This is a genomic window from Polynucleobacter sp. GWA2_45_21 (assembly GCF_001830325.1).
Taxonomy (GTDB): Bacteria; Pseudomonadota; Gammaproteobacteria; order Burkholderiales; family Burkholderiaceae; genus Polynucleobacter.
In genome coordinates this window covers 78,450-96,067 of record NZ_MHZG01000011.1, presented here as the reverse complement: position 1 = coordinate 96,067, position 17,618 = coordinate 78,450, and the positions used below count along the sequence as shown (strand labels likewise).

Sequence of the window (17,618 nt, the reverse complement as noted above, 5' to 3'; positions counted from 1 at the left end):
CTAAATCCATACACTGACAGCATAAAAATAGTAAGGATATGCACTTGAGACAGCATGGCGAGCACAGCAACTCGGATTTGGAGATTTCCGACGTAAAAGCCTGGGCAATTTCTTTCCCAGTATCACCAAAAAATAGCGTTCGCTTGGGTGTGGGCCAGGCTTTAAAGCGAGATGCTGTTGTGGTTAAGGTGACAACTGCATCTGGTCTTTATGGGTGGGGAGAGTCCCATCATGGAAGGGCGCCATCAAGCATTGCCCATTTCATTAACCATGCATTAAGGCCTATGGTAGTGGGTAAAGATGCCAGCAATGTTGTTGGCATATGGAAAGATATTTATTCCAAGCAATTAGCCGCCATGGGGATTGGTGCGGGTTGCGCGATTGCGATGAGCGGTATTGATATGGCGCTTTGGGATATTAGGGCCAAGGCAGTGGGGTGGCCGCTTTATAAATTGCTCGGTGGAGCTTCCAAAAGCATTCCCGCATATGCCGGTGGTGTTGCGTTAGGGTGGCAGGAACCAGAAAAATTAGTTGAAGAAGCTCGAGTATTAATTGAGTCTGGATATAAGGCGATTAAATTAAGATTGGGCGAGAGCGTTCACCATGATTTGAGTAGGATTACGGCTGTTCGTAAGGAATTTGGATCTCAAGTGGAGATCTTGGGCGATGCCAATTGCGCATACTCATTAGATGATGCAAGAGCCATTATTCCGGCCTTGGATGAATTGGGTTTGGGGTGGCTGGAAGAGCCCTTTCCAGCGCATGATTATCGCCAGTATGAATTAGCTAGAAGTTTTGGCAAGATTGCATTTGCGGCTGGTGAGAATCATTACACGCGCTTCGAATTTAATCGGTTGGTGGATGATCGGGTCGTTAATATTCTTCAGCCAGACCTGTCAAAAACGGGTGGCCTTACCGAGGCCTTGCGGATCGCTGCCTTGGGGTCCGCTTACAAATTGCCAACCCATCCACATACCTCCATGACTGGAATTAATATGGCCGCAACAATTCATTTCATTTCATCCATTGAACAAGGTGGGTACTTCGAGGCGGATGTATCTAAGGAAAATCTATTTAGGGATGAATTAGTCAGCACTCCTTTTAGTTTAGATGTGAATGGCTGTGTAAGACCTTTGGATCTTCCGGGAATTGGTGTTGAAGTGAACGAGGATTTTATAAAGTCGCACCCGGTTATTGAGGGTCCCGCATATGCATAAGCTGGCTAAAGACTATTAACGATGATTACAGCACTTAATCTGATCAATGGCTCGTGGCAAGCATCTGCGACTGGAAAATTTTCCACTTCCCGCGACCCACTAAATGGTCAGGTGATTGGGCGATTTTCGGATTCATCCGCTGCAGATGCCAAAAATGCAGTAGATGCCGCAAACGTCGCATTTGAGAATCCGCAATGGTCGCAAAACCCCCGTTTGAGGCAGATGGTTTTGATGCGCTGGGCGGATCGTCTTGAGCAAAACTTGGAGTCCTTGGCGGTTCTATTGACGCGAGAAAATGGCAAGGTCATCGCCCAGTCGCGCGGTGAAATGGCTGCCGCTATTTCAGAGATACGCTATTACGCTGGCCTCAGTAGATACATGCCTGGACATGTGTTTGAGGTAGAGCCTGGCGTGTTCTCCACGATACTAAAAGAGCCTGCTGGAGTTGTTGGCATTATCGTGCCATGGAATGCCCCAGCAGTTTTGCTTATTCGCTCTCTTGCGCCAGCGCTGGCTACTGGTTGCACCGCCGTCATTAAGCCGGCACCACAAACAACTTTAATTACTGCGGCCATTATTCAAGAGTTGATATCTGTAGAGGGATTTCAACCTGGTGCTGTCAATATAGTCAGCGAGGAGTCATTTGAAGCAGCTTCTTATTTGACAGCCTCACCCGAGGTGGCTGTATTGAGTTTTACAGGCTCCAATATTACTGGTCAAAAGATTATGTCTGCCGCAGCGCCAACGATGAAAAAATTATCGCTTGAGTTGGGCGGTAAGTCAGCTTGTTTAGTGTTTCCAGATATCGATATTGCTAGCGTCGCATCGCATCTTGCCAATGCGGCAACGATTATTTCGGGACAGCAGTGCACAGCCGCAAGAAGGGTGTTGGTTCACGCTAGTTGTTATGAAGAATTCAAACTGGCTCTTGCGTCTAGGTTAAAAAATATCCGCGTTGGATCTGGATTTGAGGATGGCATTCAAATGGGTCCGATGATTGATGTGGAAAGCGCCAATTTAGTCGGCAAGCGTATTGAAGAGGCTATGGCTTTGGCAGATGAGGTCGTGGTGAAGGGCTCAACCAGAGTAACTTGCGCTGAAGATGGTGCATTCTTGACGCCGACTTTGCTAGCCCATGAGGATTGCAAGGCCAGCTTCATTCAGGAAGAGATTTTTGGCCCCCTAGTGGTGATCGAAAAATTTGCTGATGAATCTGATGCGGTAATGCGAGCAAATGATTCTATTTTTGGTTTGTCGGCTAGCGTATGGACGAGCGATGGAGCTCGATCGATGCGTGTGGCTAGAGCCCTGAAGAATGGTACGGTATGGATTAATGATCACAACAAGCTCATTGCTGAGGCTGAAACAGGCGGCTATCGTCAGAGCGGACTAGGGCGATTGCATGGGTATGATGCATTGATTGATTTTCAAGAGATTAAACATATTTACCAAAACGTTGGCGTTCTTAAACAGTAGTGTTTTTTATAAATTATTGGAGTTACAGTATGAAAATTATTAAAAATATTTGGCATCTACTTGTATTGGCCTCAATATTTGGAGCTTCCTTCGCTGCTTTCGCGCAGTCGACTGCCAACTATCCGGATAAGACAATCAAAATTATTGTTCCTTATGCTCCGGGTGCGTTTAATGATGCAATGGCAAGAATTTTTGCTAGAAAATTACAGGCTTCAATGGGTCAACCGGTTGTAGTCGAGAACAAGCCTGGTGGCGGCACTGTTATCGGGACTGATGCGGCCGCAAAGTCTGCCCCAGATGGTTATACCTTGGTAGTGAATGGATTTCCGTTAACAGTAAATCAGTTTTTGCTTGCTAAACTTCCATACGATACAAAAAAAGATTTGACCCCAGTGATTCTTGGTGGCGAAACACCTAATGTTCTCCTCGTAAGGGAGGATTCCCCATTTAAGACGCTTCAGGAGTTCGTTGCATATGCAAAAGCAAATCCTGGAAAACTAAATTACGCAGCATCTGGCGCGGGAACTTCGCAAGCTTTATCGATGGAGTATCTTAAAAGTATCGCTGGCATTTATGTGACTCAGATTAACTATAAGGGAAGCGCCCCTATGGTGACGGATTTGCTGGGTGGTCATGTAGATGTAATGTTTGATAACTTCCCCAATGCGATGCCACATGTTAAGGCTGGAAAAATGCGCGCACTAGGAATCACCTCTGCTAAACGAGTCGCTAGCGCCCCAAATATTCCAACTATTGCTGAACAAGGATATCCAGGCTTTGATGTTTCAGTTTGGTATGGGATATTTGCACCGGCAAATGTGCCTGCACCTATATTGCAAAAACTGAATGCTGAATTAAATAAGGCTTTAAAGAGTGACGATGTAAAAGATAATTTTGCCGCTGCTGGCGTATTTATTTTGGGCGGCTCTATAGACGACTTCGCAAAATTCAATAAAGCTCAGGACGCAAAATGGAGTTCCGTCATTTCTAAATCTGGAATTAAAGCGGAGTAATTGCTAATGGGTATTGCTGCCGCTCTCTCCATTTCTGATTTGCGCTTGCTCGCCCAAAAGCGTTTGCCGGCTAGTATTTTTGGATACATCGACGGTGGCTCCGAAGATCAGGCTACCGTATTAGCTAATAGACGTGCATTTTCAAAGTGGGCTTTTCTTACTCATCCTTTGGTTAACGTGTCGCAACGGGATCTTTCTGTAGAAATTTTTGGCGAGCGGTTTGAATTGCCTTTTGGCATCAGCCCAATGGGCGTCTCTAGTTTGTGCGAATTTGAGGGTGATCTCGCCTTGGCAAATGCTGCAAAGAGTGTTGGCTCCCCCTTCATTCTGAGCGCAGCATCCACTGTTCCATTGGAGCGGGTCATGACGCTGTACCCAAATGCTTGGTATCAGGCATATATTCCGGCCAATTTTGATGTCATTACGCCATTGCTTGCGCGTTTGGAGCGTGCTAAGGTGAAAGTGTTAGTCATTACGGTAGATGTTCAGCTTGCTTCTACGCGTGAAAATGAGTTGAGAAATGGGTTTTCATTACCCCTTAGACCTAATCTGAAATTACTCATTGGCGGAATATTGAGGCCGCGCTGGGTGATGAATGTATTCTTGCGAACCTTATTACTAAAAGGAATTCCGCATTTTGAAAATTTCACGGCTGAGCGCGGAGCCCCTATTGTTAATGTCGTCAAAGGTGATCACCGCTCGGGTAGGGCGGCCATGACTTGGGATGAGGTTGCAAAGATTCGCAAGGCCTGGACTGGAAAGCTTGTTCTCAAGGGTTTATTGAGGCCTGAAGATGCATTACAAGCAGAAAAAATTGGAGTTGATGGAATTATTGTTTCTAACCATGGCGGTAGACAGCTTGATGGTGCTGTTGCTTCGCTTGATGTGCTGCCGGAAATTATCGAGTCCGCCCCTAATTTGACGGTAATGCTGGATGGCGGTATTCGTAGAGGTACAGATGTATTGAAGACTTTGGCTTTGGGTGCCAAATGTGTTTTTATCGGTCGCCCAGCATTGTATGGCCTAGGTGCAGGTGGTGAGAGGGGTGTCCTACGCGCTTTGAATATTATTAAGAGTGAGGTGGATGTTGATTTGGCTTTACTGGGTTGCCCCCACTCAAAATCTCTTGATTCCTCTTATATAACCCCTGTTAATTAACTATATTTCTAAATAAAGCTTTTTATGATCAATAAAGAAAATATAAAGAAAAGTGGCGGCCAGATTCTGGTGGATGCGCTGATCGCTAATGGCACTAAAACAATTTATTGTGTGCCTGGAGAGAGCTTTCTGCCCGTAATTGATGCGCTGTACTTATCGAGAGAAAAGATTCAAACGGTTGTCTGTAGGCATGAAAGCGGCGCTGGCAATATGGCCGAAGCTTATGGAAAATTAACCGGTGAGCCTGGTGTATTTTTTGTGACTAGAGGTCCTGGTGCTACTAATGGCAGCATCGCAGTTCATACGGCTAGACAGGATTCAACGCCAATGATTTTATTTATTGGCCAAGTGGAAAGAGCTACGCTTGGTAGGGAGGCTTGGCAAGAAATTGACTATAAAAAAATGTTTGGTGATATCGCAAAGTGGGTTGATCAGATCGATGATGTGAAGCGATTGCCTGAAATGATTTCGCGGGCCTATAGCATTGCTACATCTGGTAGACCTGGTCCGGTAGTCTTGGCGCTACCCGAGGATATGCTTTCAGAACTGACTGACAGCGTAGACTTGAAAAGATATCAGCCATCAGGGGCCGCTCCATTGGATGCCGATATTGCAACAGCCGTTCAATTGATTGCAAATTCAAAAAATCCCATCATGATTTTGGGCGGTAGTGGCTGGGATACTGCGTCAAGTGATCAGATTAGCGGTTTTGCTGAGCGCCTTAACCTCCCTATTGCATGCGCATTTAGGCGTCAAGATATTGTCGATAACCAGCACGTTAATTATGTTGGTGAAGCAGGTTTGGGTATGAATCCAAAGCTGACCAAGAGAATTAGTGAAGCTGATTTAATTTTATGTGTCGGTGCTCGCCTAGGCGAAACAACTACCAACGGCTATACGCTATTAAATATTCCAAGACCTACTCAGAAACTCATTCATGTGCATGCTGATCCACTTGAGCTAGGGAAAATTTATCAGGCACAACTATCCATTAATGCAACGCCAAAGAATTTTGCGGCCGCCGTTTCCTCGATTGAAGCGCTGAATTCTGGTAATACTGAAAGAATATCTTGTCTTGCTTCAGCTAGGGAAGATTATCTAGAGACTCTTAATCCTGTTGCATCTGCTGAAGGTGCAAATTTAAGTGAGATTATGAAATCTCTCAGGGAAATGTTGCCTGCAGACTCCATTATTACTAACGGTGCTGGAAATTACACATTATGGGTTCAGCGTTTCTATCAGTATCGCGGCTTACGTACGCAATTAGCTCCAACTAGCGGAACGATGGGCTACGGATTGCCAGCGGCAATCGCTGCAAAGCTACTTTACCCATCTCGAACAGCGGTGTGTTTTGCGGGTGATGGCTGTTTTTTGATGACGGGTCAAGAACTTGCGACAGCCGTTCAATACGGAGCAAATATCATTGTGATCGTGGTGAATAATAATATGTATGGCAGCATTCGCATGCACCAGGAACGGCATTACCCAGGAAATGTCTGGGCAACAAGTCTGAATAATCCACATTTTGTGGATCTCGCAAAATCATACGGCGCTTATGCAGAAAGTATTTCTGACGCAAAAGATTTTGAGGCCGCATTTAAGCGTGCACTTGCATCAAATAAGCCTGCGCTCATTGAAGTACTGACTGATCCTAACGCCTTAACTCCGCGCTTAACAGTACAAGACCTCCGAGGGGCTAGTGTTTAAGCGCTTTTAACGACTCCATAATGTAAATATCTATGAAAAAATATACCGAACTCAGATCTTGGCTTAAGCAATTGGCCCAAACAAATCGACTGGTTGCCACTCAAAAGAATATTGTGTTGAAGCATCAACTTGCCGCCATTGCTAAAAAGTTAGACGGTGAGAGCGGAGTGCTTTTCCCGGCGCCTGATGGTCATGCCATTCCCGTTGTATCTGGATTTATGTCTTCTAGATCTTGGATTGCCGAAGCGATGGGCGTTGAAGAAGGGCAACTTTTGGACTCTTTTAGAGCGGCTGCCGACAATCCGTTACCTTGTCATATCGTCAAAGATGCACCATGCCAGCAAATCGTCCATAAAGACTTTGATTTAAGAGTGCTGCTGCCAGTCCCAACGCATAGCGAGCATGACAGCGGTCCTTACATTACTGCAGGTTTAGTGATTGCAAAAAACCCAAAAACTGGTGTTCAAAACGTATCTATTAATCGTATACAGGTTAATTCAAAAGACCGGATGGCAGTATTGATTTTGCCCCGCCATTTGCATGCCTTTCAGCAAGCAGCTGAAGAGATGAATCAGTCTTTACCAGTTGCCGTAGTGATTGGTGTCGATCCACTAACATTACTTGCATCTCAGGCAATTGCACCAATCGATTCTGATGAACTCGAGATTGCTGGTGCTCTTCATGGAAAGCCTTTGGATGTTATCTCATGCCTAACGAATGATGTATTGGTTCCTGCAAACGCTGAAATCGTGATTGAAGGACACATCCCTCCAAATGTTCGCGAAATCGAGGGGCCATTTGGTGAGTTTCCTAAATACTATAGTTCTCAAGAAAAGCGCCAAGTGATTGTTGTTGACGCTGTTACGCATCGAAAGGATCCAATATTCCATACGATCATTCCGGCCGAATTAGAGCATTTACTGTTAGGTTCGATACCTCGAGAATCCACCATTCTTTCTCACCTAAAGCGAAGCTTCCCGAGCGTTCGTGATGTGCATCTTTCTCTGGGAGGCGTTGGCCGATACCATCTATACGTGCAGATTAAGAAAACCCATGAGGGTATGCCAAAGAATGTCATCCTGGGTGCGTTTAGCTCGCATTACGATGTTAAGCATGTGATAGTCGTTGATGAGGATGTTGATGTGCATGACCCAGCCCAAGTTGAATGGGCCATTGCAACTCGCTTTCAGGCCAAGCGCGATTTAGTGGTCATACATGATGCTCAGGGCTCTGTGCTTGATCCTTCTACAACTGTTGGTTTGCCAGTGGATGCTGATGGTGTGATTCCTATGTCCTATCAAGGCATGAGCTCTAAGGTGGGTTTTGATGCCACTAAGCCGCTCACTTATGAAGGACATGTCTTTACAAAGGTGAGGATACCGGGTGAAGAATCAGTCGATTTGAATCAGGTTCTCGACCCCAGTGTTTCTATCGAATCTTTTCTGAATGACAAGTAAGGAAATATTTTGAAAAAGCGCTTAATAGTTGCCATTACCGGAGCATCAGGAACGATTTATGGTGTTCGAATTCTGGAGGCTTTAAAGGATTTGAATATCGAGTCGCATCTTGTGATGAGCGACTCGGCCAAATTAACGATGGCAGCGGAGACCGACTATAAGCCAGCTCAAATTGAGGCATTGGCTGATTTTGTGCATTCAGCAAAGAATATCGGGGCATCAATATCTTCGGGCTCCTTTCACACTATGGGAATGGTAATTGCACCTTGTTCAATCCGAACGCTTTCTGAAATCGCCACTGGAGTTACTAGCAGTTTGGTCTCTCGTGCAGCCGATGTCATTTTAAAAGAGCGTCGCCGCCTAGTATTGCTAGTCAGAGAAACCCCGCTTCATGCTGGACACTTGCGTTCGATGACTCAGGTCACTGAGTACGGCGCCATTGTGATGCCGCCAGTCCCAGCCTTTTATGCCAGACCAAGCTCTTTAGATGAGATGGTCAATCATACGGTGGGTAGATGCTTAGACCTTTTTGATCTTGACAATAATATGGTCAAGCGTTGGGATGGCATGGGTGGTGAAAAATGAATCTCTATGTTTACTATAAATTTCTGGTCGATGAATTGCCGGGAGTATCTAGCGTAGTTCAGCGTGTACAGGAACAACTCGCTAAAGAGTTTCCGGGTCTTGAGTTTGATTTATTAAAAAGGCCAAATAAGGATGATGCTGGTAGGGAGACGTGGATGGAGATTTATATCTTGAGCGATGCTGTGCTTCCACAATTTCGATTGAGGCTTGATCAGCTTGCTCTTGAGGAGGGTTTGCCACACCCACGTCTGAATGAGCTATTTGTGCCGATAGACTCATAAAAGAAATTGGCCTCGAAATTCGAAGCCAATTATTTACCACTACTATAGAAATAATCTGACTATTTCTTTTTGCTTGTCTTGCTAGCGGCTGTTGCTGAGTTAGTGGCCTTGCTGAGATTGCTTTGTGCTACCTCCACCGCATGCTTTACCGCTTTTTGACTAGTCTCAAAAACATTATTAGCGGATGCGATAGCTTGTTTCATTGCTTGAACAGCAGCATCAGAGCCGGCTGGTGCATTTTTCGTCCAGTCTTCAACTAGGGCGTTGATTTTCTTTTGCCCAGCCTGAAATTCTTTTTCAGCTGACTCTGTAAAGCTCGCTTGAGTTTCGTGGGCCAATTCATAGAGATGGCGACTGTAGGCCATGATCTTTTCCGCCATTGGCTGAACAGCCGCTGCTTGATGTGCGAGTAGCTGCTGGATATCTTTTACTTCTAGCGCCTTTTTAGCGCTGCTCATGCTATCGCTCAAACTTTGTTTGGCAATATGCATATTAAGCTCTACTAATTTTTCTATGCTTTGAAGTGCTTGATTTGTTAATCCACTCAAGGTTTCTAAATTCGCTTTTTGAGCTGCTGCAATTTGTTCCGGCGTTAAGTTCATCTCAATCCCTTATCTTGTGGCTTTGACTTATTTTGCCCGTGATAGCTAATTTTTGTTGCTGTTTTTTTGTTGTGGTTTGTACCCATCCCTTATTGCGTTGCAACATTAAATTCCCCGAGTGAGGTAATTGAGCTGTGTGAGATGTAAATAAGCCTAAAATCATGGTTTACAGAAAAAATTGCCCCAATTTCAATAAGTTGCTTATGACTTTCAAGCTTGATAGCCTCATTGCCCCCATATTTGTATTGATTTGGAGTACCGGATTTGTCATTGCTAGGATGGCAATGCCTTATGTAGAGCCAGCAACCTTCCTTTTTTGGCGTTTTTCTGGGGTTTTGATGGCTATGGCCTGTTTAAGCCTTGTTTGGAAAATTACTTGGCCAAGTTGGTCGCAAATGCGGCATATCGCTATAGCGGGCGTATTACTTCAGTTTGGATATTTAGCAGGGGTTTGGTTTGCAGTTCGCTTAGGCATGACCGCGGGATTGGTCGCTATTATTGTGGGGCTTCAGCCGATTTTGACGGCATGGCTGGCCGCCTGGGTTTCTGAAAAGGTGACAACGAGACAGTGGGTTGGACTCGCTTTTGGTTTTGCTGGAGTCGCTCTAGTAGTTTTTGAAAAGATTGGTTTTGCGCATATTCCACTATTAAGTTACATGCTTGCATTTGCGGCGCTACTGTCAATTACTTTTGGCACTCTTTATCAGAAGAAATACTGTCCTGTATTTGATTTGCGCGCGGGATCGTCTATTCAATTTGGCACCTCAGCCATCCTATGCTTTATCTTGATGTTTTATTTCGAGTCTGGAGTGATGGTGTGGAATGCCTCAGTCACCGGGGCTTTGCTCTGGTCGATCTTTCCGATATCGATTGGGTCTATCAGCTTGCTCTTTATGATGATTCGCAAAGGGGCGGCAACCAAGGTGACCAGCTTGCTCTATTTAACGCCTCCAACTACGGCTGCAATGGCTTGGCTTCTATTTGATGAGCCTTTTACGATATTGATGGCAGGAGGTTTAGCTCTCACAATGACTGGCGTTGTATTGGTTAATGCGCGGCAATCAAACTCAGTTGCGACGATTGCTGAGTGAGTTTCTGGGGCATGAGGATGAATAAGATTTGCTGATGAGTAAAAGTTATTTATTATTCGGTATGTTAAAAGTTTTGGAAGGCAATTTGGGATGCATTTGAATCGATTTTGGCGTATCGCTTTAGTTGGACTAATGTCATTCGGCCTATCTACTTCTTTTCAGGTGAGTGCGGCTAATAATGATTCTAAGTCTGCCAAATCATCTAAAACATCGTCTAATTCAGCCGCTAAATCAACTACCAAAGTAGTTGTAAAGAAGTCTGCAAAATCCACTAAGAAATCTAAATCCGTTCGAACTACGGTCACGCGTTCAAGCGAGCCAGTTGTAGCAGCAAGACCTTCATTTGCAACTGCTTTGGGCTTACGTGGGCAGCATGATGATCTGAATCTTAAGTCCAGCGTTGCCATGGTCGTTAATCAAGATACCAAAGATGTCTATTTTGAAAAGAACTCCTCAGTGAGTTTGCCGATTGCATCCATTACTAAACTGATGACCGCAATGGTAGTGCTCGACTCTAAATTGCCAATGGATGAAACACTGGTCATTAACTCAGATGACGTGAACATTTATAGAAGCTCTCGTCTTTCTGGTGGCACGGTTTTAACGAGAGAAGAGGCCTTATTGCTGGCTTTGATGTCGTCTGAAAATCGTGCAGCATATACCCTTGGTCGAAATTATCCGGGTGGTATTTCAGCCTTTATCGATGCCATGAATCGTAAGGCCAAAGAGATTGGCATGACGCATTCCAACTTTGCTGATCCTACCGGTCTCAAGAGTGAGAATGTCGCTTCAGCGGAAGACCTCGCCCGTATGCTGAGCGCTGCTTACCAATACAAAGTAATTCGCGAGTTTTCCACCTGGCCTGATTTAACTATGGTGATTGGAAAGCGACCCCAGAAATTCGTAAACACTAATCGTTTGGTGCGCGCTGGTGATATGAATATTGGCCTGCAAAAAACGGGCTTTATTAATGCGGCAGGCAGATGTTTAGTGATGCAGGCCAGAGTCAATAACACACCCTTGCTATTGGTTTTCTTGGACTCGGTCGGTACGCAATCGCGTTTTGCTGATGCGGTAAGGGTTCGGGATTGGTATGAGCACATGCCCTCAGGCGAGCCTCAAGCTATTCGTCGCTTAATGTAATTGAAGTTACAAGCCTAATTGTTCTTCAATGATTATTTTCATTGACCTTGGGTTTGTAGCCCATTCCTTTGGAAATCTGCAAGGCGGTGTCTTGCAGGAGTTTTAACCAGTCAGACTGAATGCGATCGGTAGGGGAGCTTAAGGAGAGCCCTGCGACCAATTTACCGCTGTCATCATAAATCTCAGCAGCAACGCAACTCACACCTAGCTCCAATTCTTCATTGTCGCTTGCATGACCCAATTTACGTACTTGATTTAGCTCTACATCGAGTTTACTTAGCTCCGTAATGCTATTCCTAGTATGTCCCGCTAAGCCAGTACGCGTGACATAAGCACGTACTTGACTCGGATCATCACTCGCTAAGAATAATTTGCCTACCGAAGTGAGGTGTAGTGGTGCACGTCCACCAATCGCACGGACTACTTGCATGCCAGAACGTTCGCTATAGGCTCGATCAATGTAAACAATCTCATCACCTTGTCTAACAGAAAGATTGATGGTTTCACCGGTGAGCTTATGCAGGGCACGCATCGGTGCTTGTGCAGCTTCGCGGACAGATAAGCGCGCCTTTACGAGGTTGCCAAGCTCCAGCAGCTTGAGGCCTAGCCTATAGGTTCCGCCATCACCTCGCTCAACCAAGCGGCAGGCTACTAGGTCATTGAGGATGCGGTGAGCTGTGGAGGGGTGTAGATCGGTTTCTTCAGCAAGACTTTTAAGGCTGGTGGACTCTTCATGATTAGCCAGGGCATCCAGTAGGTTCATCATGCGCTCAACCACCTGAATCGCTGTTTTACCAGCCTCACCAGGTGTTTTTGACACTTTTTCGGTTTTGCTCGTACTCATATTGTCAATTGTAGCGATTTTTGGTGAAATTGCACAATATGAAATGCAGAATACCTGTGTAGACCCATATAGGCCTATCTATTTACCTCTTTAGAGCAGCGGCACACTCGGTAATCAGTTGAGGGCCTCGGTAGATAAGCCCGCTATAGATTTGCACTAGGCTGGCACCTGCCTCAACTTTTTCCAAAGCATCCTTACCCGAGAGAATGCCACCAACACCAATAATTGGAATGGCATCGCCCAAATATTGTTTGAGATTTTGAACTATTTCTGTGGAGGCAATTCGAACTGGTGCACCAGAGAGACCACCAAGCTCCTCTCCAAACTGGAGTCCTTTCACTGCATCTCGTGCAATGGTTGTATTAGTTGCGATGACAGCATCAATCTTAAATTCCAAAAGGAGATCGGCAATGAGTTTGATATCGGTTTGATCTAAGTCTGGTGCAATCTTTAAAAAGAGAGGCTTGCGTACGCCATACTGATCACTTAGTGCTTCGCGTGATAAATCTAGTGAGCTTAGGAGGGCACGCAGCATATCTTCACCCTGAAGTGCACGCAAGTTCTGGGTATTGGGAGAGGAGATGTTGACGGTAATGTAAGAGGCAACTTCATAAACTGCTTGCATCGCAGTGATGTAATCACTCGCAGCATTCTCAATTGGGGTGCTTGCATTCTTGCCAATATTTAATCCAACAATGCCACCATTCTGCCAATAGTTAGAATTCCGTACGCGCTTGACGCAGGCATCGACACCATCGTTATTAAAGCCCATGCGATTGATGATGGCTTGCGCTTCAGGCAGGCGAAACATGCGGGGTTTTGGATTGCCGGGCTGTGGTTTCGGTGTGACGGTTCCAATTTCTAAAAAACCAAAACCTAAGGTAGCTAGCGCATCAATATGCTTACCATCTTTATCAAGCCCGGCAGCAAGCCCCACGGGATTCGGAAAAGTGATGCCGCAAAATTCGCGTGGATCCAAATCGGGTTGATTCACTAAGCAACGTAACAGTCCCCAACGCTGAGCGCGATCCAGATTGCTCAGGGTGAGGTTGTGAGCTTGCTCTGAATCTAAAGAAAAAAGCCAGGGGCGCAAAAGGGGGTAGCTATCGATCATGGGTAGATATTATGGCCCAATGATTGGCTGCCAGTAATCATTGATTAGACCCTCAATAGGCTGAAATTTAGCCTTATAGGACATTTTTTCACTATTCTGAATGTAGTAGCCTAGGTAAAGGTAGGGAAGATCCAACTCTAAAGCTTGTTGAACTTGCCATAGGATGCTGTAACTCCCATAGCTTGCCGAGAGATTGCTGGTGTCATAGAAGGTGTAAACAGAAGAGATGCCCTGATCCAAGATATCGATCATGCTAACCATGCGCAGACGACCAGGTTCGCTTTCGTCTGGACCATCCCGAAATTCAACGATTCTGGAATTCACTCGACTTTGCAATAGAAATTGCATGTACTGATCTTGGCTCTCGTCCTTACTTTCATCCATATCGTTAGCAGCATGACGATCATTTTGGTAGTTTTGATATAGCTGGAGGTGCTCTTCTTGGTAGCCCAAATTGAGAATGCGAATCTCCAGTCCAGCATGCTTCTTCAGTGCGCGCTTCTGGCTGCGATTAGGCTTGAAGTCTTTAACTGGAATGCGGGTTGCGGTGCAGGCATTGCATTCATCGCAATAGGGGCGATAGGTATATAAACCACTTCGACGAAATCCCGCGTTGACTAGCTCGCTATATAAATCAGCATGTATTAAGTGCGATGGGGTTGCTACCTGTGAGCGCGCAGTTTTGCCCGGCAGGTAGCTGCAAGGGTAGGGCGCTGTTGCATAAAACTGTAGCTCGGTTAAAGGCAGCTCTTTTAGTTGTGTCATAGCCAGTGACGCAGAATTTCTTTATTAAATTTCCAAGGAATCTCTATATTAGTTTGCTTTAAGGTAATTTGCAGACGGGCTAAAAAATGATCGCGTGAAATTGGTGCCGCGCCTAGCGAGTCAAGATGGGCAGTCTCCTGCTGACAGTCAATCATTTCCACCTGATGTTGCTCGCACCAAGCTGCCAGAGCTGCTAAGGCAATTTTTGAAGCATCGGCTTGGTAGCTAAACATAGACTCCCCGAAGACCATCCCACCAAAAGCGACGCAATAGAGTCCGCCTATCAGATGCCCATCCTCCATTACAGCAATACTGTGGGCGTGACCTTGTTCATGAAGGCCGGTATAGGCGTCCATGATTTCATGGGTGATCCAGGTTCCGTCCTGATCTTTTCTGCTGGCAGTTGCACAGGAGCGAACGACTGCTCCAAAATCATGATCAACCCAAATATCTCTCCTAGAATCCACTAAAAAATGACGTATGGTTTTCTTTAATGAGTCATGGCATTTAAATTGTGCAGGCTTTAACACCATTCGAGGATTGGGAGACCACCAGAGCACTGGTTGGTTGTCCGAGTACCACGGAAATATTCCCATCTGATATGCACGTTCCAGTTGTCCGGGATAAATGCGTTCACTAACTGCAATTAAACCTGGCACAGTTGGATCGGGATCTGGACAATTTATTGGATTTGGAAATTCATCCTGAGATCCTAGCCAATTGATGTTGCTCATAAACTTGCTGCGTCTAGATCTTTTCTGTTGGAAGAATATCTCTACTGCGCACGCTAAACTCTTTGCTTGTATCAAATAACCCTTCAGCACGATCAGCAAAGAACCACTCTAAGGTTTGCTTGACTGTCGGAAATGCGATCTCACTCCAGGGGATATCCTTTTCATCAAACAGCGCAACCTCTAAACTCTCTTCTCCAGCCTGAAAATCTGGTGAGTTCATTGTGGCGAGATAAAAAAGATGTACTTGCTCTGCATGCGGCACATTGAGTAGTGAATAAAGTGGGCCAATTTGAACAATGGCACCAGCTTCTTCTTGTGTTTCTCGAGCCGCTCCAGTAGTCGTGCTTTCACCTAACTCCATAAAGCCAGCTGGCAGGGTCCAAAAGCCATGTCTAGGTTCAATTGCGCGACGACACAATAGGACTTGATCGCGATAGACTGGAATGGATCCAACTACATTGCGGGGGTTGAAATAATGAATGACACCGCAAGAGTCGCAAACATGACGCTCCCGCGAATCATCTGCAGGAATCTTGATGCTAATTGGTGATGCACAGTGAGAGCAAAACTTCATGCAGTCTTTCTAAAAATGGGCAGAGATGTGGCCGCGTAAGGCGTTACTAAGCATAATCTCTTTTGCATTTAGAACATCCTCAATAGTCAGGTTAGCCTCATGGGCATTCCACTCTGGATTATTCAAGATGATTGATCTCATTACCCCTGGAAGAAGACCGGCGGAGACTGGTGGTGTGAGCCAGCGATTTCCGGACTTAATAAAAACACTACTTCTCCCACCTTCAGTCACGAAGCCATTTTCATTAATAAATAGGGCATCAAAGCCACCGCGTTCCTCTGCTAACTTCCAAGCTTGGTCATAGACATCTCGACTATTCACCTTATGCTTCAATAAGATATTGCCCGAGTGAAGGGTGGCTTTACTTGGGTCGGGAAGAATATCGCTCGCCCAAAAGATCTTTACTGGACCTTGCAGTGGTTCAATTGGATATGTTTGGCAGCTCGGTTTGCCGGCGAAGTTCAAATCTAATCGCAATCGATAGTGAGTTGCTTTAGTGCAGTTTGCGCACGCATCTTCAATAGATTTAAGGATATTGCTCAAGTCGCAGGATATACCTAGTGCCAGCGCAGAGTCAGCCAAGCGTTTCAAGTGGAGCTGCAAATATTGAGCCTTGCCTTGATGAACTAGGATAGTTTCAAATAATCCTATTTCGCTTGGCATCTCGCTCAAGAAGGCTGCTTTAATTTGGCACTCCTCCCATTCTTGATTCGCCTCAGAATCAATCGTGATGCCGGCGCCAATGCCCAAAGTAAAAGGTGAGGCTAGGGTCTTTGGATTCCGATCAATTTCAAGGGTGCGAATCGGCACGCTAAATGCAAAGTCACCACTGGGATCAATCCAACCAAGTGCCCCACAATAGTAGCCGCGATCTTGCCCCTCTAATTCTTGGATAATCTCCAGGCTGCGCTTCTTGGGTGCGCCAGTAACTGAGCCACAGGGGAAGACTGCATGAATGACATCCCGTAATTCAATCCCAGGTTTCACCTCTGCCTTAACTGTTGAGGTCATTTGTAGAACGTCACCGTATCTGGCAACCTCAAAAAGTTGAGGAACACTTACCGTTCCTGGCAGGGCTAAGCGACTCAGATCGTTGCGGAGTAAATCAACGATCATGACGTTCTCCGCTTGATTTTTGGCATCTGCCGATAAGTGCTCTGCTGAATCATTCAGCGCACTTGCGGTCCCTTTCATCGGCATAGCCTTTAAAGTGCCGCCTTGCTTCTGAATAAATAATTCAGGGGACTGGGAAAGAATGTAGTTCGAGTCACTCTCAATAAATGCCCCAAATCTTCCTGGCTGGCGATTTCTTAGTCGCGCATACAGTGCGAGTGGGTCACCATAGGTCTCTCCCGTAATTCGAAAGGTGTGATTAATTTGATACGTATCACCATTACGAATGTACTCTTGAATAGCCTCAATATCAGACTTAAATTTCTCTACATTAATGGAAAAATGAAGATTGCTAACGCCTGCAATTTGAGAGTCAGAATCAAGCGTCTTAACTCTGCCTCTAATGAGTGCATCAACTTCCTGCTTGCTTAAGCTCTCATAGGATTTAAACGACCATGCTTGAACTAGTGGATGCTGATGCTTTACGCCATCAAGGCGCCGATCAATGTTGTGAATGTATAGGCCTAATTCATAAGCAAATGCAGCGACAACATATTCACCGCGAGTCAATGCTTCATTAATGCTCCGCAGACATTCATCTACCGCAGTGATTGTTTGTGAGGAGCTGGATTGGGCATACACAGTCCAGCACTGCAGTGCCTGTTCATAGAGGCGACTGCTCGGCTCTGCCTGAGTGCTTTGTGCGTCATCTAGCAATATCATGCTATTGACTATCAGGGTTCA

17 protein-coding genes are annotated in these 17,618 nt (G+C 45.5%); 10 read left to right on the top strand and 7 right to left on the bottom strand.

Annotated elements, in window-relative coordinates; genetic code table 11:
• Positions 1-38: 38 nt before the first annotated feature.
• Genes A2X74_RS08665 through A2X74_RS08630 form a run of 8 tightly spaced genes read left to right on the top strand, consistent with a single transcriptional unit; the run spans position 39 to position 8,894 of the window.
• Positions 39-1,217 carry a mandelate racemase/muconate lactonizing enzyme family protein gene (locus A2X74_RS08665; RefSeq protein WP_293626928.1) on the top strand — a complete coding sequence of 393 codons (1,179 nt, stop codon included), beginning with the start codon at positions 39-41 and terminating at the stop codon, positions 1,215-1,217.
• 21 nt (positions 1,218-1,238) lie between these two features.
• Positions 1,239-2,693 carry an aldehyde dehydrogenase family protein gene (locus A2X74_RS08660; RefSeq protein ID WP_293626930.1) on the top strand — a complete coding sequence of 485 codons (1,455 nt, stop codon included), beginning with the start codon at positions 1,239-1,241 and terminating at the stop codon, positions 2,691-2,693.
• A 29-nt stretch (positions 2,694-2,722) separates the two neighbouring features.
• Positions 2,723-3,706 (top strand): tripartite tricarboxylate transporter substrate binding protein, encoded by a 984-nt coding sequence (locus A2X74_RS08655; protein ID WP_293626931.1) that lies wholly within the window; start codon positions 2,723-2,725, stop codon positions 3,704-3,706.
• Positions 3,707-3,712: 6 nt separating this feature from the next.
• Positions 3,713-4,864, top strand: coding sequence for an alpha-hydroxy acid oxidase (locus tag A2X74_RS08650; protein WP_293626933.1), 1,152 nt, complete (start codon positions 3,713-3,715; stop codon positions 4,862-4,864).
• Between the two features lie 24 nt (positions 4,865-4,888).
• A complete protein-coding gene (locus tag A2X74_RS08645; protein ID WP_293626935.1) occupies positions 4,889-6,571 on the top strand; it encodes a thiamine pyrophosphate-binding protein in 1,683 nt (560 codons plus the stop codon).
• 32 nt (positions 6,572-6,603) lie between these two features.
• A complete protein-coding gene (locus tag A2X74_RS08640; RefSeq protein ID WP_293626937.1) occupies positions 6,604-8,028 on the top strand; it encodes a UbiD family decarboxylase in 1,425 nt (474 codons plus the stop codon).
• Between the two features lie 6 nt (positions 8,029-8,034).
• A complete protein-coding gene (locus A2X74_RS08635) occupies positions 8,035-8,613 on the top strand; it encodes a UbiX family flavin prenyltransferase (protein ID WP_293627132.1) in 579 nt (192 codons plus the stop codon).
• A complete protein-coding gene (locus A2X74_RS08630) occupies positions 8,610-8,894 on the top strand; it encodes a DUF4936 family protein (RefSeq protein WP_293626939.1) in 285 nt (94 codons plus the stop codon). Before A2X74_RS08635 ends, A2X74_RS08630 begins: the two co-directional genes overlap by 4 nt.
• Positions 8,895-8,953: 59 nt before the next feature.
• Here the strand turns inward: A2X74_RS08630 and A2X74_RS08625 are convergent, their stop codons facing one another.
• Entirely contained in the window at positions 8,954-9,496 is a 543-nt protein-coding gene (locus A2X74_RS08625; protein ID WP_293626941.1) for a phasin family protein, read from the bottom strand.
• Between the two features lie 203 nt (positions 9,497-9,699).
• Between A2X74_RS08625 and A2X74_RS08620 the strand changes: the two genes are divergently transcribed.
• A complete protein-coding gene (locus A2X74_RS08620) occupies positions 9,700-10,587 on the top strand; it encodes a DMT family transporter (RefSeq protein ID WP_293626943.1) in 888 nt (295 codons plus the stop codon).
• Between the two features lie 90 nt (positions 10,588-10,677).
• On the top strand, positions 10,678-11,730 hold the full coding sequence (locus A2X74_RS08615) for a serine hydrolase (protein WP_293626945.1): 1,053 nt from the start codon (positions 10,678-10,680) through the stop codon (positions 11,728-11,730).
• Between the two features lie 25 nt (positions 11,731-11,755).
• On the opposite strand, the gene A2X74_RS08610 is transcribed toward A2X74_RS08615, so the two are convergent.
• From A2X74_RS08610 to A2X74_RS08585, 6 genes are all read right to left on the bottom strand, one after another.
• The gene (locus A2X74_RS08610; RefSeq protein ID WP_293626947.1) at positions 11,756-12,574 is read right to left on the bottom strand and encodes an IclR family transcriptional regulator; all 819 of its coding nucleotides are present in this window, start codon (positions 12,572-12,574) and stop codon (positions 11,756-11,758) included.
• An 82-nt stretch (positions 12,575-12,656) separates the two neighbouring features.
• Positions 12,657-13,688 carry a quinone-dependent dihydroorotate dehydrogenase gene (locus tag A2X74_RS08605; RefSeq protein ID WP_293626949.1) on the bottom strand — a complete coding sequence of 344 codons (1,032 nt, stop codon included), beginning with the start codon at positions 13,686-13,688 and terminating at the stop codon, positions 12,657-12,659.
• A gap of 9 nt (positions 13,689-13,697) precedes the next feature.
• Entirely contained in the window at positions 13,698-14,453 is a 756-nt protein-coding gene (locus tag A2X74_RS08600; RefSeq protein ID WP_293626951.1) for an arginyltransferase, read from the bottom strand.
• The gene (gene aat, locus A2X74_RS08595) at positions 14,450-15,187 is read right to left on the bottom strand and encodes a leucyl/phenylalanyl-tRNA--protein transferase (protein WP_293626953.1); all 738 of its coding nucleotides are present in this window, start codon (positions 15,185-15,187) and stop codon (positions 14,450-14,452) included. The genes A2X74_RS08600 and aat overlap by 4 nt, the downstream gene beginning before the upstream one ends.
• A gap of 13 nt (positions 15,188-15,200) precedes the next feature.
• Complete coding sequence (locus tag A2X74_RS08590) at positions 15,201-15,761, bottom strand: NUDIX hydrolase (protein WP_293626955.1); 561 nt, start codon at positions 15,759-15,761, stop codon at positions 15,201-15,203.
• Between the two features lie 9 nt (positions 15,762-15,770).
• On the bottom strand, positions 15,771-17,597 hold the full coding sequence (locus tag A2X74_RS08585) for a bifunctional anthranilate synthase component I family protein/class IV aminotransferase (RefSeq protein WP_293626957.1): 1,827 nt from the start codon (positions 17,595-17,597) through the stop codon (positions 15,771-15,773).
• Positions 17,598-17,618 lie beyond the last annotated feature (21 nt).